This window comes from Rhodococcus jostii NBRC 16295 (assembly GCF_001894825.1).
GTDB classification, from domain to species: domain Bacteria; phylum Actinomycetota; class Actinomycetes; order Mycobacteriales; family Mycobacteriaceae; genus Rhodococcus_F; species Rhodococcus_F jostii.
In genome coordinates this window covers 39,991-57,291 of sequence record NZ_BCWY01000048.1, presented here as the reverse complement: position 1 = coordinate 57,291, position 17,301 = coordinate 39,991, and the positions used below count along the sequence as shown (strand labels likewise).

The following is a 17,301-nucleotide window of genomic DNA, read 5'->3' as shown; positions in this document are numbered from 1 at the left end:
ATCGTGTTTCTCCGCGGAGGACAGAGGGTGGTAGGGCCGAATGACCCTGTCTCGAGTTCTGGGTGCGGTGGAGACTCGATTTGGTGGGGTGCGGATCGCGGCGAACGGGTGACGGTCGCCGCGGTCCGGGTTCCCCAGGGAACGACTTGACCTGGCAATCCTGGGAGGGCGGACACATGGACGTTCGGCGAATTCCGCAGGCGCGTTCGGAGAACTACTGGGAGCAGCAGTGTCTAGCGGAAGCTCGCCACGTCGACTGTGCCGAACGGGACCGGCACCCGGTGGAGCCGGACGAACAGGTCTCGCTCGTCGACCATTGCCGAGCCGCTCCGACCGACCGGGACCCGCGCGGGGATCGCGAGTACACGAAGGGAAGCTGGGCGGCGGGATAACAGGCGGGGTAACAAAGAGGGCGCACCTCAGTGGAGGTCGGCGAGCTTGCGCTCGAGCACGGTCCGCTCGCGTTCGTTGCCGCACAGCTGCACGGCGCGCTCGAGTTCGGTGCGCGCCTCGTCGGTGCGTCCCAGGCGGATGAGCAGTTCCCCGCGAACGCTTGGCAGCAGATGCGAGTTCGACAGCGACTGGGCGTCCACCAACTCGTCCACGATGGGCAGCGCCGCGGCCGGTCCCTGGGCCATCGAGACCGCCACCGCCCGGTTGAGGTCGATCACCGGTGACGGCGCGAGCCAGCCGAGTGCCTCGTAGACGAGGACGATCCGCTCCCAGTTCGTCGCGTCGACCGACGGCGCGACGGCATGGCATTCGGCGATCGCCGCCTGCAGTCCGTAGGCGCCCAGGCCCCGGCCGACCTGCTCCGCGCGGGCGAGGGCCGCTCGTCCCCGGCGGATCGCCGCGCGGTCCCAGCGGCGGCGGTCCTGGTGCTCGAGCAGGACCGGCTCCCCGTCCGGCCCGGTGCGGGCAGGAAAGCGTGCCGCGGTCAGCTCGAGCAGCGCCAGCAGACCGTGGACCTCGGGCTCGTCGGGGACCAGCCGGGTCAGCACCCGGGCGAGGCGCTGCGCCTCACCCGCGAGGTCGAGGCGGATCAGGTCGTCGCCGGAGCTGGCCGAGGACCCTTCGGTGAAGATCAGGTAGATCACGCTGAGCACCGAGCCGAGCCGCTCGGCCCTCTCCTTCGCCGACGGCACCTCGAACGGCACGCGGGCCGCCCCGAGCGTCTTCTTCGCCCGGGTGATCCGGGCCTGCACGGTCGCCGTCGGAACGAGGAACGTCTTGGCGATCTCGTCGCTGGTCAGACCGCCGACCACCCGCAGGGTGAGTGCCACCCGTGCCTCCCGGGACAGCACGGGATGGCAGGAGATGAAGATCAGCGCGAGCATGTCGTCGTCGATCTGGTCCGGATCCCACAGCACGTCGCCGGGCGCGTGGCCCGGATCGGCGGGCGCGCTGCCCGAGGCGGCACCGCCCTCACCCAGGTCGTGGGCGAGGGCGGTGTACCTCTCGTCGAGGGCGGAGCGCCGTCGGAACGTGTCGATCGCCCGGCGTCGGCCGACGGTGAGCAACCACCCCGCGGGGTTGCGGGGCACGCCGTCGCGCGGCCAGGTCACGAGCGCCTCGGCCAGCGACTCCTGGGCGAGGTCCTCGGCCAGCGCGAAGTCGCCGGTGTACCGCGCGAGCGCGCCGACGATCCGTGCCGACTCGATCCGCCAGACGGCGGCGACGGCCTCACGACCGCTGCCGGTGCCCGTCGAGTCGCTCAGAGCTGACCGGTCTCTTCGCGCCACGCCCGCTCCTTCTGGATCCACACGTTGTCCTGCGGAAACTCGTCGATCGTCGCGACCCGGCGAATCTCCGCCTTGGAGCCGGGACCGGCCATCGGCGCACGCTTGGCCCACTCGATGGCCTCCTCCTTCGACGCCACGTTGAGCAGCCAGAAGCCGCCGAACAGTTCCTTCGTCTCGCCGTAGGGGCCGTCGGTCACCACAGGTGTCTCGGAGGAGTAGTCGACCACCACACCCGATTCGGGGTCGGGGTCCAGGCCCTCGGCGGCGAGCAGTACGCCGGCGCGGATCATCTCGTCGTTGAACTTGCCCATCGAGTCCATGATCTCGCCCATGTCGATGTCCTGGAACGCCGCGAACGTCTCGTCGGTGGCGCGCATGATCAGCATGTACTTCATGGTTCCGTCTCCTTGGATGTCGTGGTCCCTCTTGGACCTTCTCATCCTCAGGTCGAACGGGGAGTGTCATGGATCGACACATCCGCAGAATTCTTTTTTCGACGGGTCCCGTTTCATGCCAAGGAGGGCGCACCTTCGCTCCGCTGCTCGCTGGTGTCCGTTCCGTGCCCGGTACTCGACTCCGGTGTAGGACGTCGGAAGCCGCGGGTCAGCCAGACGAGGTACGCGACGCCGATCGCGAACCACGACAGTCCGATGGTGATCGACAGCTCGCTGAGGCGGGTGATCATGTAGATGGTCACGCACAACCCCAGCGCAGGCAGGACCAGGTAGTTGACCGTGTTGATGTGCCGGGTGCGGCGGTGGCGCACGTAGTAGGCGATGACGCACGCGTTGACCGCGGTGAAGGCCAGGAACGCGCCGAAGTTGATGAAGCCCATCGCGGTCTCCAACGAGAGGTTGAGTCCGAGTATGCACATCGCACCGGTGACGAGCAGGCAGAAGATGGGTGTCTTGGTGCGCTTGTCCAGTCTTCCGAAGACGCGCCGGGGGAGAACGCCGTCGCGGCCCATGATGTACAGCAGCCGGCTGGAGCTGAGCTGGACGGCCAGGCAGGACGCCCACCCGGCGATGACGGCCGCGAGATTGGTCCAGTCCGCGAAGAGTGTGCCACCGACTTCGATGGACATTGCGTATGCCGCGGACTGGGCGTCGTCGAACTCGGCGCCGGGGTGGACGAGCTGCATGAGGAACGCGACGACGGCGAAGAGGGTTCCGCCGATGGCGATGACGAGGACGACGGCACGGGGAATGTTCCGTCTCGCGTCACGGGTCTCCTCGGCGAGGGTGGTCACCGCGTCGAAGCCGAGGTAGGAGTAGGCGGCGACAGCAGCGGCCGCGGACACACCGACGACGGTGCTGTTCGCGTTCCAGAAGGGCTCCGTGATCGATGCGGGGTGGTGCCCGGCAAGGTACTTCACGCAGTACGCGGAGAACAGCAGAACCACGAACACGGCGACGCCGGTGAGGATTCTGTTGACCCTGTCCGCCAGTACGACGCCGACGATGTTGACGGTGGTCGTCAGGCCGGCGTTGACGAGCATCCACACCCAGATCGGCACCGCCGGGAACTGCGCGTTGAGGTAGATGGATTGGGTGAGCCAGGCGACCATCGGAAGGAACAAGTAGTCGAGGAGAACACTCCAGCCGACGAGGAAGCCGACGGGCGAACCGAGGTTCTTGCGGGCGTAGAAGTACGCCGAGCCGGACACGGGATGGATGCGCGCCATTTTCGCGTAGCTCGTCGCGGTGAGAAGCATGGCGCCCGTGGCGAGGAGGAATGCGGTCGGGGCGGTGCCGGCGCTGGCCACGGCGATCACGCCGAAGATGACCATGACGAGGCTCGGCGCCATGTACGCCAGACCGAACGCGACGACGGAGGGTAGCGACAACCTGCGAGCGAGTTGCGTTTCGGTCATCGCTCGCCGTCCCGCGTCGCCGGACGCGCGAAGACGACGGGTTCGTCGGGGCGAAGGGTTTCCGGGGTCTCGGCGGAGATCGCCGGACGCCAGGTGGCAGGGTCGATGAAGCCGTTGTAGAGCGGAAGGTCCAGGGGGCTGTCTTCGGCGGTGAAGAAACTCCACGGCCACGAGTCGCCACCGGTACCGAACTTGCGCGCGGCGGGAACACGATCGAAGTCCACGATGCTCAGCAGCGTGGTGTATTCCATTCCGATTGCAGCGACGCGTATTTCGCCCTCGGGATCGACGAGCAGGCTTCTGCCCGACGCCGTCGGCCCGGCGCCGTTGACGCTGGCGACCCAGATCTGGTTGACGATGGCATTGGCCTGATTGATCGGAATCTCCTGCGCACGACCGGAGGTCGAGGTCTGCACGACGTTGACCACGAGTTCGGCGCCCATCCATGCGAGATGTCGGGTCACCTCCGGGTACCAGGCGTCGTAGCACACGGACAGTCCGACCCGGCCGACGTCGGGAATGTCGAAGACGACGAATTCGCGGCCGACGCACATCGGCTCGTAGGGGCGCCAGGTGAAGACCTTCCGGTAGCTCGCGACGAGCTGACCGTCGGGGTTGTATACGACCGCGGTGTTGTAGACGTCGCCGTCGGCACCGCGCTCGAGCACGGTGCCGGGGATCAGCCACACCCCGAGCTCACGTGCGAGGTCGCCGAGCGCCTGCCCGCGTGGGCCGTCGAGGGGCTCGGCGTAGGTGTCGTAGTACTCGTCGAGGCTCATCGTCTCCGTCCCGATCGAGCACAGATGCAGTTCGGGGTAGACGACGAGGTCGGCCGCGTTGGGCGACTTCATGCGAAGGCGGAGTCGCGCTGCGAAGTCGGCGAGCGATTCGGCAGGGGCCTGGACGAGGGCAAGCCGGAGATGTCGGCTCATAGGTATCAGATCCTCGAGGACGGTGGCGTCGGAATGGATGAGGCGGCATGCGTGCCCGCCGGTGCACCGTAAGGGGGTGCGCCGGCGAGCATGTTCGCCTTGGGCCGTGTTCGGTTGTCGATGCAACGCGAGTGCGTCGCAACGGAAATAGCGGATCAGAACAACCAGGGAACCTCGTCGTGACCGAAGTCGTGGAAGTCGCCGAACCGCCCTGAGTAGAAGACGAGTCCGGTACCCTCGCGCCAGCGCATGTCCGTGACTTCGCCGTAGAAGACGCGGTGGTCGCCGATGTCGTGGGCGCTGTGGACCGTGCATTCGAGTTGGGCCAGAGCGTCTTTGATCAGCGGGAGGCCCGAGCGGCTGTGATCGCAGGGCAGGTCGTCGAATCGGGCGCCGCCGCGTGTGGCGAAGCGGCGGGCGAGTGCTTCCTGGCGGGAGCCGAGGATGGAGACGGCGAACGTGCCCGCGGCTTCCACGGCCTCGGTGGTGCGGGAGCCGTGGGTGAGCGAGACGAGCAGGATGGCCGGGTTCAGGCTGATCGACGTCAGTGAGCTGATCGTCATGGCACTGGGGCTGTTGTCGCCGTCGTCTGCGCTGACGACGGCGACGCCGGTGGTGAACCGGCCCATGCTTCGTCGCATGTCCGTCGGGGTGGGGGCGTGGAATGCCGGAAGGGTCATGGTGGGCCTACTTACTGTGGTACCGGACTTCGAAGGTGACGACGCCTTCGTCCGTGCTCCAGGGGCCGTGGGGCATGCCGGGCGGACGGCAGGCATACGTTCCCGCCGTGAACGTCTCGCCGAGAGTCAGGTCGGTGAACGACCCCTCCAGAATGTAGACCTCCTCCCAGAAGTCGTGCTTCTGCACGCCCATCGGGGTGGAGTCGGCGCCGGCCTCGTAGCGCAGGATCCGGGTGGCGACCTTGCCTTCGGGGTCCGTGGAGAGAATGCGTTCGGTGATCTTCGGATCGTCACCGGGACACACCGTCCACTCGACGTCCGTCACCGGGAAGAATTCGAATTCGGGCTTTGCCATGATCGTTTACTCGCTTTCCGCTTTGTATCCGTCGGTGAACTGCTGCACTGCCGCGACGGCGCTGTCGTAGTCGTAGTTGCGGTACGTGTACGCGCCCTTCACGACGAAAGGGGCACCGGCGTAGAACATCTCGTACTGCTGGTGCCGTCCGGCGAATTCGGAGCCGATGATGTCCCAGGCCAGCTTGAAGAGCTTGACGCGTTCCTCGGACGGCACACCGGGGGACTGGACGTAGTGCTCGATGTCGCGGGACGTCACCGGGCTGGTGAGGTCCTTGACGCTCGACGGAAGCTGCAGCACACCACCACCGACGAGGTCGCGCAGGATGGCGATCACCCGCGGGTAGATCTCCGACTGCAGGCCCATCGACCCGTACAGCGCCTGCCGGCCCGGCAACCACATCCCGGCCGAATCGGGCTCGGCCGTGTACTCGGCGGCCAGCACCGCGGAACGGACCCCGCTGACGAGGGAAGCAAGTTCTCCCAGCTTCTCTTGAACGCTGGGGATCTTGTCCACTCCGTTGACCTGGGTGACCCGACGCGCTACGCCGGCAATGAATTCCAGCTTCGTCGCGAATCGGATCTGTGCCTGCCAGTTGCCGAGCACGTGTGCGCCCGTCTCGAAGAACTGACGGCGGACACCCGTGGTGTCGCGGTCGACGAACACTCGATCCCACGGCACGAGGACGTCGTCGAAGACGAGGAGCGAGTCGGGCTCGTCGTAGCGGCAGGTCAGGGGGTAGTCGAAGGAGCTCGTGGCGGCGGGGATGTAGGGGCGGCGGACGTACTGTTTGAGGCCGGGTGCGTTGGCCGGGACCACGAACCCGACGGCGAAGTCCGTGTCGTCGGGGCCGAGCGGTTTGATGCACGAGACGAAGATTTCGTCGGCGATCGCTCCGCCGGTGGCAAGCATCTGCGAGCCACGGATGACCAGGCCCTCGGTGGTCTCCTCGACCACGCCGGCCTGCAGGTACTCACCCTCGCATCCCGACGCCGTCGTCGCGCGGGAGACCTGTGGCGGGATGATCGCGTACGAGACGTAGAGGTTCTCGTCGAGCAGGCGCTCGTAGAACGTCGAGACGTTCGCCCCGAAGTCGTGCCCACCCTCGGCCTCGAACACCTCGGGATGTGCCGCGAACGCCGCGAGGAACGTTCCCACGTGATCGGGGCTGCGTCCGATCCACCCGTGCGTGTGCCGCGCCCACGTCTCGATCGCCTCCCGCCGCTGCGCGAGTTCCTCCCGCGACCGTGGGATCGAGAACACCCGATTCGCCGCGTTCCCGGTTTCGGCTGCGACGTACTGCATGCCGCTCGCCTCGTCCGCAGCCAGATCGAACATCTCGGCAATCGTCCGGGCCACGGGTGCGAACGCAGGATGGGTGGTGACGTCGTCGATCTTCTCCCCGTCGACGAGCACGACTCGCCCGTCGTTCAGGGAGGCGAGGTAGTCGGCTCCGGTGCGCATGTCAGTGTCCTTCGGTGGTGTAGGTGTGGGTCAGGGTTCGGCCGTCGGGCAGGGTGAGTTCGAGGTCCCACCGGTGGCCGGGGGTGAACTTTCCGTCGAGCAGCGGCAGGGTGCCGGCGAAGCAGAGGAGGTCCTCACCGGTGTCGCCGTGCCGGTCGGCGAAGATCTGCAGAAGGTTGTGCGGTGTGCGGAGACTGGCCAGGGTGCCGTCCTGGTACAGGACGCCGTCGACCCACGATCGGGCTCGGCACGCGTCCCAGTCGAACGTCGCCCAGTCGGCGATCTCGACGACGTTCGGGCCCACCGGCTTCGGGCACGCCCGCTTCGAGTCGCCGATGTCGACGGTCTCGAGTCGGCGGTCGGTGTGATCGGACCCGACACCGAGGTAGTACCGCCCGCGGTGCCGCAGGATCACCGGCTCGACCTCTCCCGAGGTGTGCGCGCCGGTGACGGGGGCCTGCGGCGCGGTCGTGATCGTCGCGATCTCGACGGGGTAGAACATCGGCACCTGCGCCGGCGGTGCGACACCGATGGCGGCGAGTTCGTCGATGTGATGCTGCACCGCTGCTTCGTCCCGGCCGGTGTACCCGGCGACCAGGGTTCGGCCGGCGCCGAATCGCAGGATCTCGGAGGAGTCGAGGGTTTCGAAGGTGAGCACGTCTGTGGTGGCGCGGGTCATGACAGTACCTTTCTGCGGTTGAGGAAGCGGTAGTCGTCGAGCCGGTCCTTCAGGACGGGGAACTCGGCGCGGATGCGGTCGACCACGGTGGGGTCGATCTCGGCGATGGTGATGCCCTCGGACGAATCCGCCTCGGCGATCACCGTTCCCCACGGGTCGACGATCCGGCTGTGGCCGCCGAGTTCGACGGAATTGTGGGTGCCGGTGGCGTTGCACGCGATCACGAAGACCTGGTTGTCGACGGCGCGGGCGGAGGTCAGCAGCCGCCAGTGCTCCGTGCGGGCCTTCGGCCAGGCCGCGGGCACGATGACCAGTTGTGCACCGGTGGACACCAATTCGGTCCACAGTCCGGGGAAGCGCAGGTCGTAGCAGGTGGTGGCGGCGACCTGGCCGAACGGGGTGTCGGTGGTGTGGATCTGCGTGCCCGGCTGCAGAAGCTGCGCTTCGAGGGAGTCGTACCCGAACACGTGAACTGTGCTGTAGTGGTGGTGGATCTGTCCGTCCGGGCCGATCAGGACCGCGGTGTTGCGCAGTCTTCCCTCTTCGCCCTGCTCGACGATGGTGCCGGCGTGGATGTAGCACTGCCGTTCGACGGCGACGGACGCCAGGACCTGGACGGTACCGCCGCCGAGGGTTTCCGCGGCCGTGGCGTAGTCGTCGAAGTGGTTGTAACCCACGCGCCACAGCTCGGGGAGGACGATCAGGTCGACTCTTTCGTCGAGCCCGGTCAAGAGGTCGCGTACGCGCCCCAGTCGATGTGCGGGGGTCTCGGAATCGGGGCTGGCCAGTTGGGCCAAGGCCATCTTCATGGGTTTCCTTCGTGCAGTGAGAGGTTCGGCCGTTTCATCGACCGCAGAGTGGTGTCGAGGTGTTCCCGCACCGCCCGGACCGCGGCGTGGGGATCCTCGGCCGCTATCGTGTCGGCGATGGCGCGGTGCTCGACGAGACAGTGCCTCGCGCACAGGGGTCCTGGAGATGCCGGAGGAGGCGGCGACCTGCGCTTCGGACAGGAACATCTCTTCGTCACGGGGCAAGGTGATGATGGTGTTCTTCAGCCATTCGTAGGCCAGCGCCGGGGCGGTTGCTCCGGTGGTCTTCGATGTCGTCATGGCTTGCCCTTCGAGAGAGTCAGTAGGTGACAGGCGCCGGCGTTTCCGGCGTCCGGGAAGTCGCCTTATCGCCCACCGCCGCGAGATCCACGGACTGCGTTTCCCGCGCGAGAAGTGAGGCGATGAGGGAGATGACTCCCATGGCGGCGAGATAGGCGCCGATGGCGTATCCGGTGCCGAACCGGGTGTAGAGCGCGATCGCGATGATCGGGGCCAGCGAACCGGCGAGGACGGAGGCGAGGTTGTAGGCCAGCGACACCCCGGAGTAGCGGACCTCGGTGGGAAACAGTTCCGAGAAGAACGCCCCGATCACGGCGCTGTAGGCCGCGAAGATCAGCAATCCCACCGCCACCGCGAGGGTGATCGCCGCCGGATTCTTCGTGTCCAGCAGGGCGAAGAACACGAATGCCCACACGATGGTCGCGGCCGATGCGCAGATGTAGATCGGGCGGCGGCCGATCCGGTCGGCGAGCACTGCGAACATCGGGATCGTCACCAGCGCAACGACCATGCCGATCATGACGGCGTTCAATCCGGTGCTGCGCTCGAGTTCGAGGATCTGGGTGATGTAGGTGATGACGAACAGCGAGAAGATGTAGAAGCCGGCGTTCTCACCGAAGCGGGTGAAGGCCGCGAGCAGGATCTGGCGCCAGTGCCCCCGGACGGCCGCTGCAAGCGGCATGCCCTTCTTCTCGGTGGGCGCGGTCTCGCGGGACTGCTCGAACAGCGGGGTCTCGGCGACGTACAGGCGCAGCACCAGACCGGTGATCACCAGTAGTGCCGACAACCCGAAGGCGATCCGCCAGCCCCACGACAGGAATGCATCTTCCGACAGCACTGATCCAAGGACCGCGAGCACCCCGGCCGCCAGCAGGTTGCCCAGCGGCGGACCGAGATTGGGCCATGCGGACCAGAACGCCCGTCGCTTCGAATCGCCGTGTTCGGAGACCAGCAGGACTGCTCCACCCCACTCGCCACCGAGGGCGAAGCCCTGCACCAGCCGCAGAAGCACCAGGATCAACGGCGCTGCGACACCGATGGACGCGTAGGTGGGCAGGAAGGCGATGAGGAAGGTCGATACCCCCATCAGCACGAGGCTGGCGATCAGCGTGGCTCGCCGGCCCTCGACGTCCCCGTAGTGCCCGAGTACCGCGGCACCGAGCGGGCGCGCCACGAAGCCGACCGCGTACGTCGCGAACGCGAGCATGGTGCCCACCAGGGGGTCATCCGTGGGGAAGAACAGCTTGTTGAACACCAGCGCCGCCGCGGTTCCGTACAGGAAGAAGTCGTACCACTCGACCGCGGTGCCGGCGAGGCTCGAGCCTGCGATGACGGGCAGGCTGGTATGGGGTCTGCGATTGATAGATTTGTCGTTGGCGGTTGCCATAGTCGACTCCTAGGTCGAATCGTCGCTACGTGACGAGCTGCACGTCCTTGCGCCTACCTCCAAGTAGGCGACTCGAATGGTCGTGCAGATGGTGCTGCCTGGGCTCGGTGGCTGCTCCAACAGCTGCCGAGCCCGCTTTTTTCTGCCTTCATCCGGCTGTGAAGCCGATCACGGAAGGCGGTACACCAGTTGTATACGACCGGTCTACGATCCGCAAGAGGGTTCGGACTCTTGGGTTTCCGCCTCTCTGACCGGTTATCTCTTGACGCCGGCCCGTGCGCGACCTACCTTAATCGAATCATATTCGATTAGTTGGAGGAGGGGCCGTGGACGCCGAACTGCTTGTCGTGGGAGGCGCGGTGCGCACTGGTGATCCCGACCGAGCCGTCAGCGACGCGCTCGCCGTAGCCGGCGGACGCGTGGTTGCCCTGGGCGAGCAGGCTCGTGCGATGCGGTCGAGCCGTACCGTCGTGATCGACCTCGGTGGCGGCGCATTGTTGCCGTCGTTCGGCGACGGGCATGTCCACCCGTTGATGGGCGGGCTCGGATTGCGCGGTGCCTCGATTCGCGACTGCGGCAGCATCGACGAGGTCCTGCGCGAGGTGCGCCGGTGGGCGGACGAGAACCCGCGAGCCGGTTGCGTATTCGGAGACGGCGTTTCCCCGACCCTCGCGGAGGGCGGAAGGTTCGAGGCCCGATGGCTCGACAGCGTCGTCCCGGACCGACCGGTCGTCTTGCCCACGATGGATCATCACACCGCGTGGGTCAACAGTGCGGCGCTGCGGTCCGCAGGCCTGACCCGGGATACCCCGGACCCCGCCGGCGGAGAGATCGTACGGGCGGACGACGGTGAATTGCTCGGCACGCTGCGCGAATGGGGTGCGATCAATCCCGTTCTCGCCCTGGTGCCGGAGGTGACCCTGGACGATCGGGTCGATGCGCTCGCGGCGGTGTCGGCGATGTTTGCCGCCGCGGGCATCACATGGGTCCAGGATGCGTGGACCGAGCTGGACGACGTCGAAGTCTGGCTGACCGCCGCGGACCGCGGGCGCCTGTCCACCCGTGCCAATCTCGCGTTTCGCGCCACGCCGGAGAGTTGGGAGACCGACCGGGAGGCGTTCGTCGCGGCCCGGCGGACGGTCGCGGAACGGGGCGGCGACGTAGTCGGGGCGGGAACGGTCAAGTTCTTCGCGGACGGCGTGATCGAGGCCGGGACGGCAGCGCTTCTGAAGCCCTACTCGGACTGTCCGCACTCCCACGGGATCAGCAACTGGACGACGAAGGAGCTGTCCCGGGCCGCGGCCGAGGTCGATCGGCTGGGGTTCCAGATTCACATCCACGCCATCGGCGATGCGGGGGTCCGCATGGCGCTCGATGCGCTCGAGCACGTCGAGCGATCCAACGGTCCACGCGATCGGCGTGCCACGATCGCGCACCTGCAGTTGGTCGACGGCGACGACCTCGACCGGATCACGTCGCTCGGAGCGGTCGCGAACTTCCAGCCGCTGTGGGCTCAGCTCGACGCCCTGATGACGGAATTGACGCTTCCGCGGATCGGCGCCGCGCGGGGCGCGCAGCAATATCGCATCGGTACCCTCGCCGAGCGTGGCGCCCGGGTGGCCTTCGGCAGCGACTGGCCGATCACCGCCTACGAACCGATCAAGGGAATCGCCACCGCGATCCACCGCCAGACCCCGTCCGGCATTCCGACGGAAGGATGGCTGCCGCAGGAACGCGTCGGCCTCGACCGTGCCCTCGCCGCATATTCGGCCGGAGTCGCCTACCAGGGATTCGAGGAGAACCTGTGGGGCTGCCTCCGACCGGGAATGCGGGCCGACATGATCCAGCTGCCGGTCGACCCCTACGACCTGACGTCAGCACCGGCGCTCAGCGAACTTGCCGTGACCCGAACCTGGCTGGGCGGCAGGCAAGTTCACTGAGACCGGCGCTATCGCTGAGCCACGCCGCACTCCGCCAGGAGGCTGCGAAAGCCCACCAGAAGGGCCGCCAGGCCGAGCTCGAAGGCCTGCTCGGCCCTCTCCGGCCCGCGGGGTGCGGCGGCAAGAGCCCGCGTCAGCGCATCGTCGGTCGTCGGCGCATCCGCCTCGATCATGACCTCCGGCGCGGCCGCATCCAGGGCGGCGCCGAGGAGAAAGTTCTCGGCGGCGGTGATGACGGCCATGATCTTCTCGTCCGGGAACCCGGCGTCGCGCAGGCCTGCCGCCGCCGAGTGGTACACCGAGAGCGAACCGGGGTCGCGCACCGTCTCGGTGGCCAGGAGGCGGATGGCGGTGGGGTGTCTGCTGAACGCCTCTCGATACGACCGGGCCCACGCGGAGAAGGCTTCGTCCCAGGGCAAGCGTTCGAAGGCCGATGCGTCGATCTCCTTCACGACGCGGTGTCGCACCAGTTCGACGACGGCCGCCCGGCCCTTGGCGTGGTGATAGATCGAGGACACCTGCACGTTCAGATGCCGTGCCAGATCCGGCATTCTGAAGTCGCCGTCACGATCGACCAGTTCGAGCGCCGCCGCCGCGATACGGTCGCGGTCCAGGCGTGCGACGCGGGGTCTGCCCATCGCTGCACCCACCTCTCCAATCGAAATTCATTCGATTATGCCCTTGTGGCGCCGGTCACAACGGATTAGCCTAATCGAAACACATTCGATTTGAACCTCGTCGCGTATCCGCGCCCCCGGTTTCCCCCGCCGCGCGCCCTTGCCCTGACTGGAGAAGTTCCTCATGAAGAAATCCGCACCCGGAACCGCCTCCGGCACGCAGTTGGAAGGCGGCGCCCTCGGCACCTCCGGCATCGTGTTCTTCGTCGTGGCGGCTGCCGCGCCGTTGCTCGTGATGGCGGGAGTGGCTCCGCTGGCCCTCGACGTCTCGGGGATCGGGGCGCCCGGCGGGTACATCCTGGCCGGGCTCGCACTGGGCATCTTCGCGGTCGGGTTCACCGCGATGAGCAAGTACATCCACAATGCGGGAGCCTTCTACTCGTACATCTCGATCGGGCTGGGCCCGCGTTGGGGCCTCGCGGCCGCGGTGCTCGCCCTCGTCTCCTACAACGCTCTCGAGATCGGGATCTTCGGCGCCCTGGGGTATTTCGCGCAGTCCACCGCGGCGGATCTGATCGGACTCGATCTGCCGTGGGGAGTGTGGTCACTGATCGGCGTCGTGCTCATCTGGATCCTGGGATCACGATCGGTCCATGTCGGCGCGCGGTTCCTGATCCTGCTACTGACCGCGGAGACGGGAATCCTGGTTCTGCTCGCGGTTGCAGTCCTTCTCCGGGGCGGCGCCGAGGGGCTCGGTGTCGAGTCCTTCGCCCCCTCCCACGTCTTCAGCCCCGGTCTGGGCGGCGTGCTGACCCTGGCGTTCGCCGCGTTCATCGGGTTCGAGGCGACGGCCCTGTACCGCGAGGAGGCGAAGGATCCTTCGCGGACGATCCCACGGGCAACATACACGGCAGTGGCCTTCCTCGGTCTGTTCTACGCCTTCATGGTGTGGATCATCATCCAGGCATACGGACCGGATCACGCTCTCGCACTGTCCGCGTCGGATCCCGCCGGAATGTACTTCGGCGCCATCGAAAACTACGTCGGCGGCTGGGCGAGCACGCTCATGGAACTGTTGATCGTCACGAGCATCCTCGCCAGCCTGCTCGCCTTCCACAACGCGATCACCCGCTACGCCTTCGCGTTGTCGCGCGAGCACATACTGCCCCAGGTTCTCGGTAAGCTGCACCCGGTCTACAAGTCGCCGTACGTGGCGAGCGCGGTCCAGAGCGTCCTGGCGATGGTCGTGATCGTCGTGTTCGCGATCGCCGGCGCCGACCCCTACCTTCAGCTCCTGCTCTGGGTGAATTCGCCCGGCGTCGTCGGCATCGTCGTGCTCCAGGCCATGGCCGCCGCAGCCGTTCTCGCATTCTTCTGGCGGGATCGACGCGGGCATTCGGTCTGGCGGGTCGTCGTCGCCCCCGCAGCTGCCCTCGCCATGCTGATCTACGCGACGTGGTTGATCGTCACCCAGATGGACCTGCTCACCGCGGCCGGACCCGCCGTCAACGCAGTCCTCGTCGCAGTCACCCCGGTGAGTCTGGCGATCGGGTTCACGTTCGGGACCCGACTCGCGCGACGCGACCCGGCCCGATTCGCACGGCTGGGAACCACCGACGTCGACGCCGAACCCTCGCTCTCGCCCGAAGAAGTGAGCAACGGTCCGATCCCGCCCGGCAAGGCAACGTAGACACACTGTCTGGGCGAAGAGGGAAAAAATGCTCGCACTACGAAACCGTGCATCCGACGGGGAGCGCCCCGATCGGCACAAGCCAACGGCCACAGGGGATTCTGATCCGCTCGAGGTGGACATCCGGCGCTACCGTCGATGGCGTGATCGACGCCGAGAAGCCGAACGTCATCGCGCCCGACAACCGAAGCTCGGCAAGGAGGTCGAAGACATTCTCGACTTCGCCCGAACCTGGGCGCCGTTCGGCGGTCCCCCGGAGGACGAGATCTTCGTCAATTTCGGAATGTGCCCGAGCCGATTCGCGGAACGACTCTGGCACATCATCGGCGAGTTCGGCTGCGAGCCCGCTGACGAGACCCAATGGCAACGGGCCTATCCACTGCATGATTGACCGAGGCGCGGGCCGCCCGGGATCGTGCTCGATAATGGTCGCATGCGGTCGCGGAGGAAGATCTTGGACGCCACGCTCGGGTTGATCGAGCGTGACGGCTTCGAGGGGGTCACCATCGCGGCGGCGGCCAATGCCGCGGGCGTCACGCGACAGACCGTGTACTCCAACTTCGGGTCGCGTGAGGAACTGGTGTCGCGGGCGATCGCCGGTGTCGCCGTAGAGGCACTGGCCGGGATCCATTCCCGATTGAACGCCACGGAAACGACGTGCGAGTACGTCGTCGAGCTCATCGTCGCAGGTCGGGCAGCGGTGCGAGCGCATCCGGTGCTGGCCACCCTGCTCCAGGCGGAACGGGGCAATCCTGTCTTCGACACGGGCATGATGTCTCGTGCGAAACCTGTGGCGCGCGAACTGCTCGCGCCGCTCGTCGAGCGTGATCCGAGCGTGGAGTCGAGTCTGGACGACATCGTCGAGATCGCACTGCGGCTGGCGTTGTCGGTCGTCCTCTTCGACGACGACGCCGTTCACACCGACGGGGACCTACGCAGCTTTCTCACCCGCTGGCTGCTGCCGACGATGCCGTCCGGCGCGTAACGGCAGTCACAGTAACTTCTTGACACATCGGGCTCGTAGTGTCTAGTTTGAGCTCGCCCAAGAGAAATGCTCCACGCCGATCTTTCGACATCTCGCCGAGTGAGTGCCGTCTGTGATCTGGGGGAAAACTGTGTCTGCATTCAATCGCCGATCCTTCTTGACCGGGGCCGCCGCCGCGGGGGTCGCGCTGGCGAGTCCACGGATCGCCCAGGCCGGGACCGGACACGCGGAACGCGGCAGCACTGTTCCGCTCACCCGCGAAGATCACCGGGTCATCGTCATCGGGTCGGGATTCGGCGGCGGAGTCGCAGCCCTCCGGCTCGCCGAGGCCGGCGTGCCGGTACTGGTGCTCGAGCGTGGAATGCGCTGGCCCACAGGGCCGAACGCCGATGCTTTCCCCCGTGCGACCGCCCCGGACAAGCGAATCCTCTGGTACCGATCCAGCCCGCAACTCTTCGGTGCGCCGGTGGCCCTGGAGCCGTACACCGGTCTCCTCGAGGCGGTGCCCGGCGACAACATGACCGCACTGTGCGCCGCGGGGGTCGGCGGTGGGTCGCTGGTGTATCAGGGGATGTCGTTGCAGCCGGCCGAGGCCGTCTTCAACGCACACCTGCCCGAAGCGCTCGACTGGGCCACCATGGACCGGGTCCACTACCCGCGGGTCGCGCGCATGTTGCAACTCGCGGTCGCGCCCGACGAATTGATCGACAGCCCGAACTACAAGGCCGCGAAAGTGTTTGCGCAGAACGTGCAACGCGCCGGACTGCCCGTGTCGAAGATCCCGATGCCGATCGACTGGAACTACGCGCTGGGCGAACTCCGCGGCGACATGACGCCGTCGTACACCAACGGCGACGGCGCCCTCGGGGTCAACAACGGCGGCAAGCACTCCGTCGACGTCACCTACATCGCCGCCGCTGAGGCGACCGGTCTGGCGACGGTCCACACTCAGCACGAAGTCACCGACGTCGAGCGCGCCCCGGACGGCCGCTGGACGGTGTACGTCGACAGGATCGACACGTCCGGCAGGGTGCTCGAGAACAAGATTCTCACCACGAACGCCCTGGTGATGGCCGCCGGCAGTCTGAACACCACCAAGCTGCTGGTGCGCGCGGCGGCGAAGGGCCACATCCCCGATCTGCCGGACGAACTCGGCGCCGGCTGGGGAACCAACGCCGACCGGATCTACATCTGGACGAGCCTCGAAGAAGAATTCGGCGCCCCGCAGGGCGGCCCGGTCGTCTACGGCAGCCTGAACTGGGACGACCCCGCGTCCGCCGTCACGGTCATCCAGGCCTCGATCCCGCCGCTGTCGTTCGACGCGCGCAGCACCATGCTGGTCGGCTACGGCGTCAGCGAGGGACGCGGACGATTCGAATACGACTCTGCCCGAGACGAAGCGGTACTCCGCTGGCCGAGGGAAGGCGACGCCGTCGTCCAGAACGGTCGCATCGATCCGATGGTACGGAAGATCGCCGGGCCGGGAAGCGTGCTCACGGACACCAATGCGGTATTCCCCTCCACCTGGCATCCGCTGGGCGGGGCGTCGATGGGCCCGGTCTGCGACCTCGAAGGCCGCGTGCACGGCCAGCGCGGGTTGTATGTGCTCGACGGCGCGCTGATGCCCGGAAACACCGCCGCGTGCAACCCGTCGATGACCATTGCGGCCGTGGCCGAACGCGCCTTGGACCAGTTGGTCGCCCGAGACGTCGGCACGGTGATCTGACCCAACTCATCGACGGCTACGACGCCAACGGCGCCGTGTCCTACATCGTCGACCGGTTGAACGACACCCGGATCGACGAGGGCTGCAGCCCGAACTGACTCCTCCGCGGTGCGTCGGGGACG

General features: G+C 67.0%; 17 protein-coding genes. 5 read left to right on the top strand and 12 right to left on the bottom strand.

Annotated elements, in window-relative coordinates:
- Positions 1 to 419: 419 nt before the first annotated feature.
- The 11 genes from RJ1_RS27405 to RJ1_RS27355 all read right to left on the bottom strand — a co-directional run bounded on the left by RJ1_RS27405 (position 420) and on the right by RJ1_RS27355 (position 10,221).
- Positions 420 to 1,742, bottom strand: a complete 1,323-nt coding sequence (locus tag RJ1_RS27405; RefSeq protein WP_143048905.1) for an RNA polymerase sigma factor — start codon at positions 1,740 to 1,742, stop codon at positions 420 to 422.
- Positions 1,715 to 2,137, bottom strand: a complete 423-nt coding sequence (locus RJ1_RS27400) for a YciI family protein (RefSeq protein ID WP_073365672.1) — start codon at positions 2,135 to 2,137, stop codon at positions 1,715 to 1,717. Before RJ1_RS27400 ends, RJ1_RS27405 begins: the two co-directional genes overlap by 28 nt.
- A gap of 113 nt (positions 2,138 to 2,250) precedes the next feature.
- Positions 2,251 to 3,615, bottom strand: a complete 1,365-nt coding sequence (locus RJ1_RS27395; protein WP_073365671.1) for an APC family permease — start codon at positions 3,613 to 3,615, stop codon at positions 2,251 to 2,253.
- The gene (locus RJ1_RS27390; RefSeq protein WP_073365670.1) at positions 3,612 to 4,547 is read right to left on the bottom strand and encodes a carbon-nitrogen hydrolase family protein; all 936 of its coding nucleotides are present in this window, start codon (positions 4,545 to 4,547) and stop codon (positions 3,612 to 3,614) included. The genes RJ1_RS27395 and RJ1_RS27390 overlap by 4 nt, the downstream gene beginning before the upstream one ends.
- 155 nt (positions 4,548 to 4,702) lie before the next feature.
- Positions 4,703 to 5,227 (bottom strand): flavin reductase family protein, encoded by a 525-nt coding sequence (locus tag RJ1_RS27385; protein ID WP_073365669.1) that lies wholly within the window; start codon positions 5,225 to 5,227, stop codon positions 4,703 to 4,705.
- A gap of 7 nt (positions 5,228 to 5,234) precedes the next feature.
- Complete coding sequence (locus RJ1_RS27380; RefSeq protein ID WP_073365668.1) at positions 5,235 to 5,582, bottom strand: cupin domain-containing protein; 348 nt, start codon at positions 5,580 to 5,582, stop codon at positions 5,235 to 5,237.
- Positions 5,583 to 5,588: 6 nt separating this feature from the next.
- Positions 5,589 to 7,046 carry a pyrrole-2-carboxylate monooxygenase subunit gene (locus RJ1_RS27375; protein WP_073365667.1) on the bottom strand — a complete coding sequence of 486 codons (1,458 nt, stop codon included), beginning with the start codon at positions 7,044 to 7,046 and terminating at the stop codon, positions 5,589 to 5,591.
- Position 7,047: 1 nt separating this feature from the next.
- The gene (locus tag RJ1_RS27370; protein ID WP_073365666.1) at positions 7,048 to 7,725 is read right to left on the bottom strand and encodes a DUF2848 domain-containing protein; all 678 of its coding nucleotides are present in this window, start codon (positions 7,723 to 7,725) and stop codon (positions 7,048 to 7,050) included.
- Positions 7,722 to 8,534, bottom strand: a complete 813-nt coding sequence (locus tag RJ1_RS27365) for a carbon-nitrogen family hydrolase (RefSeq protein ID WP_073365665.1) — start codon at positions 8,532 to 8,534, stop codon at positions 7,722 to 7,724. Before RJ1_RS27365 ends, RJ1_RS27370 begins: the two co-directional genes overlap by 4 nt.
- Positions 8,531 to 8,752, bottom strand: a complete 222-nt coding sequence (locus tag RJ1_RS27360; protein ID WP_240319832.1) for an FCD domain-containing protein — start codon at positions 8,750 to 8,752, stop codon at positions 8,531 to 8,533. The genes RJ1_RS27365 and RJ1_RS27360 overlap by 4 nt, the downstream gene beginning before the upstream one ends.
- 101 nt (positions 8,753 to 8,853) lie before the next feature.
- The gene (locus tag RJ1_RS27355; RefSeq protein ID WP_073365664.1) at positions 8,854 to 10,221 is read right to left on the bottom strand and encodes an MFS transporter; all 1,368 of its coding nucleotides are present in this window, start codon (positions 10,219 to 10,221) and stop codon (positions 8,854 to 8,856) included.
- A 326-nt stretch (positions 10,222 to 10,547) separates the two neighbouring features.
- Between RJ1_RS27355 and RJ1_RS27350 the strand changes: the two genes are divergently transcribed.
- Positions 10,548 to 12,161: an amidohydrolase gene (locus RJ1_RS27350; RefSeq protein ID WP_073365663.1), complete on the top strand. Its 1,614-nt coding sequence runs from the start codon at positions 10,548 to 10,550 to the stop codon at positions 12,159 to 12,161.
- Between the two features lie 8 nt (positions 12,162 to 12,169).
- On the opposite strand, the gene RJ1_RS27345 is transcribed toward RJ1_RS27350, so the two are convergent.
- Positions 12,170 to 12,799 carry a TetR/AcrR family transcriptional regulator gene (locus tag RJ1_RS27345; protein WP_073365662.1) on the bottom strand — a complete coding sequence of 210 codons (630 nt, stop codon included), beginning with the start codon at positions 12,797 to 12,799 and terminating at the stop codon, positions 12,170 to 12,172.
- Positions 12,800 to 12,962: 163 nt separating this feature from the next.
- On the opposite strand from RJ1_RS27345, the gene RJ1_RS27340 reads away from it, so the two are divergent.
- The 4 genes from RJ1_RS27340 (at position 12,963) to RJ1_RS27325 (ending at position 17,179) form a co-directional block, all read left to right on the top strand.
- Positions 12,963 to 14,468, top strand: coding sequence for an APC family permease (locus RJ1_RS27340; protein ID WP_073365661.1), 1,506 nt, complete (start codon positions 12,963 to 12,965; stop codon positions 14,466 to 14,468).
- A 28-nt stretch (positions 14,469 to 14,496) separates the two neighbouring features.
- Positions 14,497 to 14,859 (top strand): hypothetical protein, encoded by a 363-nt coding sequence (locus RJ1_RS27335; RefSeq protein ID WP_240319831.1) that lies wholly within the window; start codon positions 14,497 to 14,499, stop codon positions 14,857 to 14,859.
- 42 nt (positions 14,860 to 14,901) lie between these two features.
- On the top strand, positions 14,902 to 15,453 hold the full coding sequence (locus tag RJ1_RS27330) for a TetR/AcrR family transcriptional regulator (RefSeq protein WP_073365659.1): 552 nt from the start codon (positions 14,902 to 14,904) through the stop codon (positions 15,451 to 15,453).
- 130 nt (positions 15,454 to 15,583) lie between these two features.
- Positions 15,584 to 17,179 (top strand): GMC oxidoreductase, encoded by a 1,596-nt coding sequence (locus RJ1_RS27325; protein WP_083400562.1) that lies wholly within the window; start codon positions 15,584 to 15,586, stop codon positions 17,177 to 17,179.
- Positions 17,180 to 17,301 lie beyond the last annotated feature (122 nt).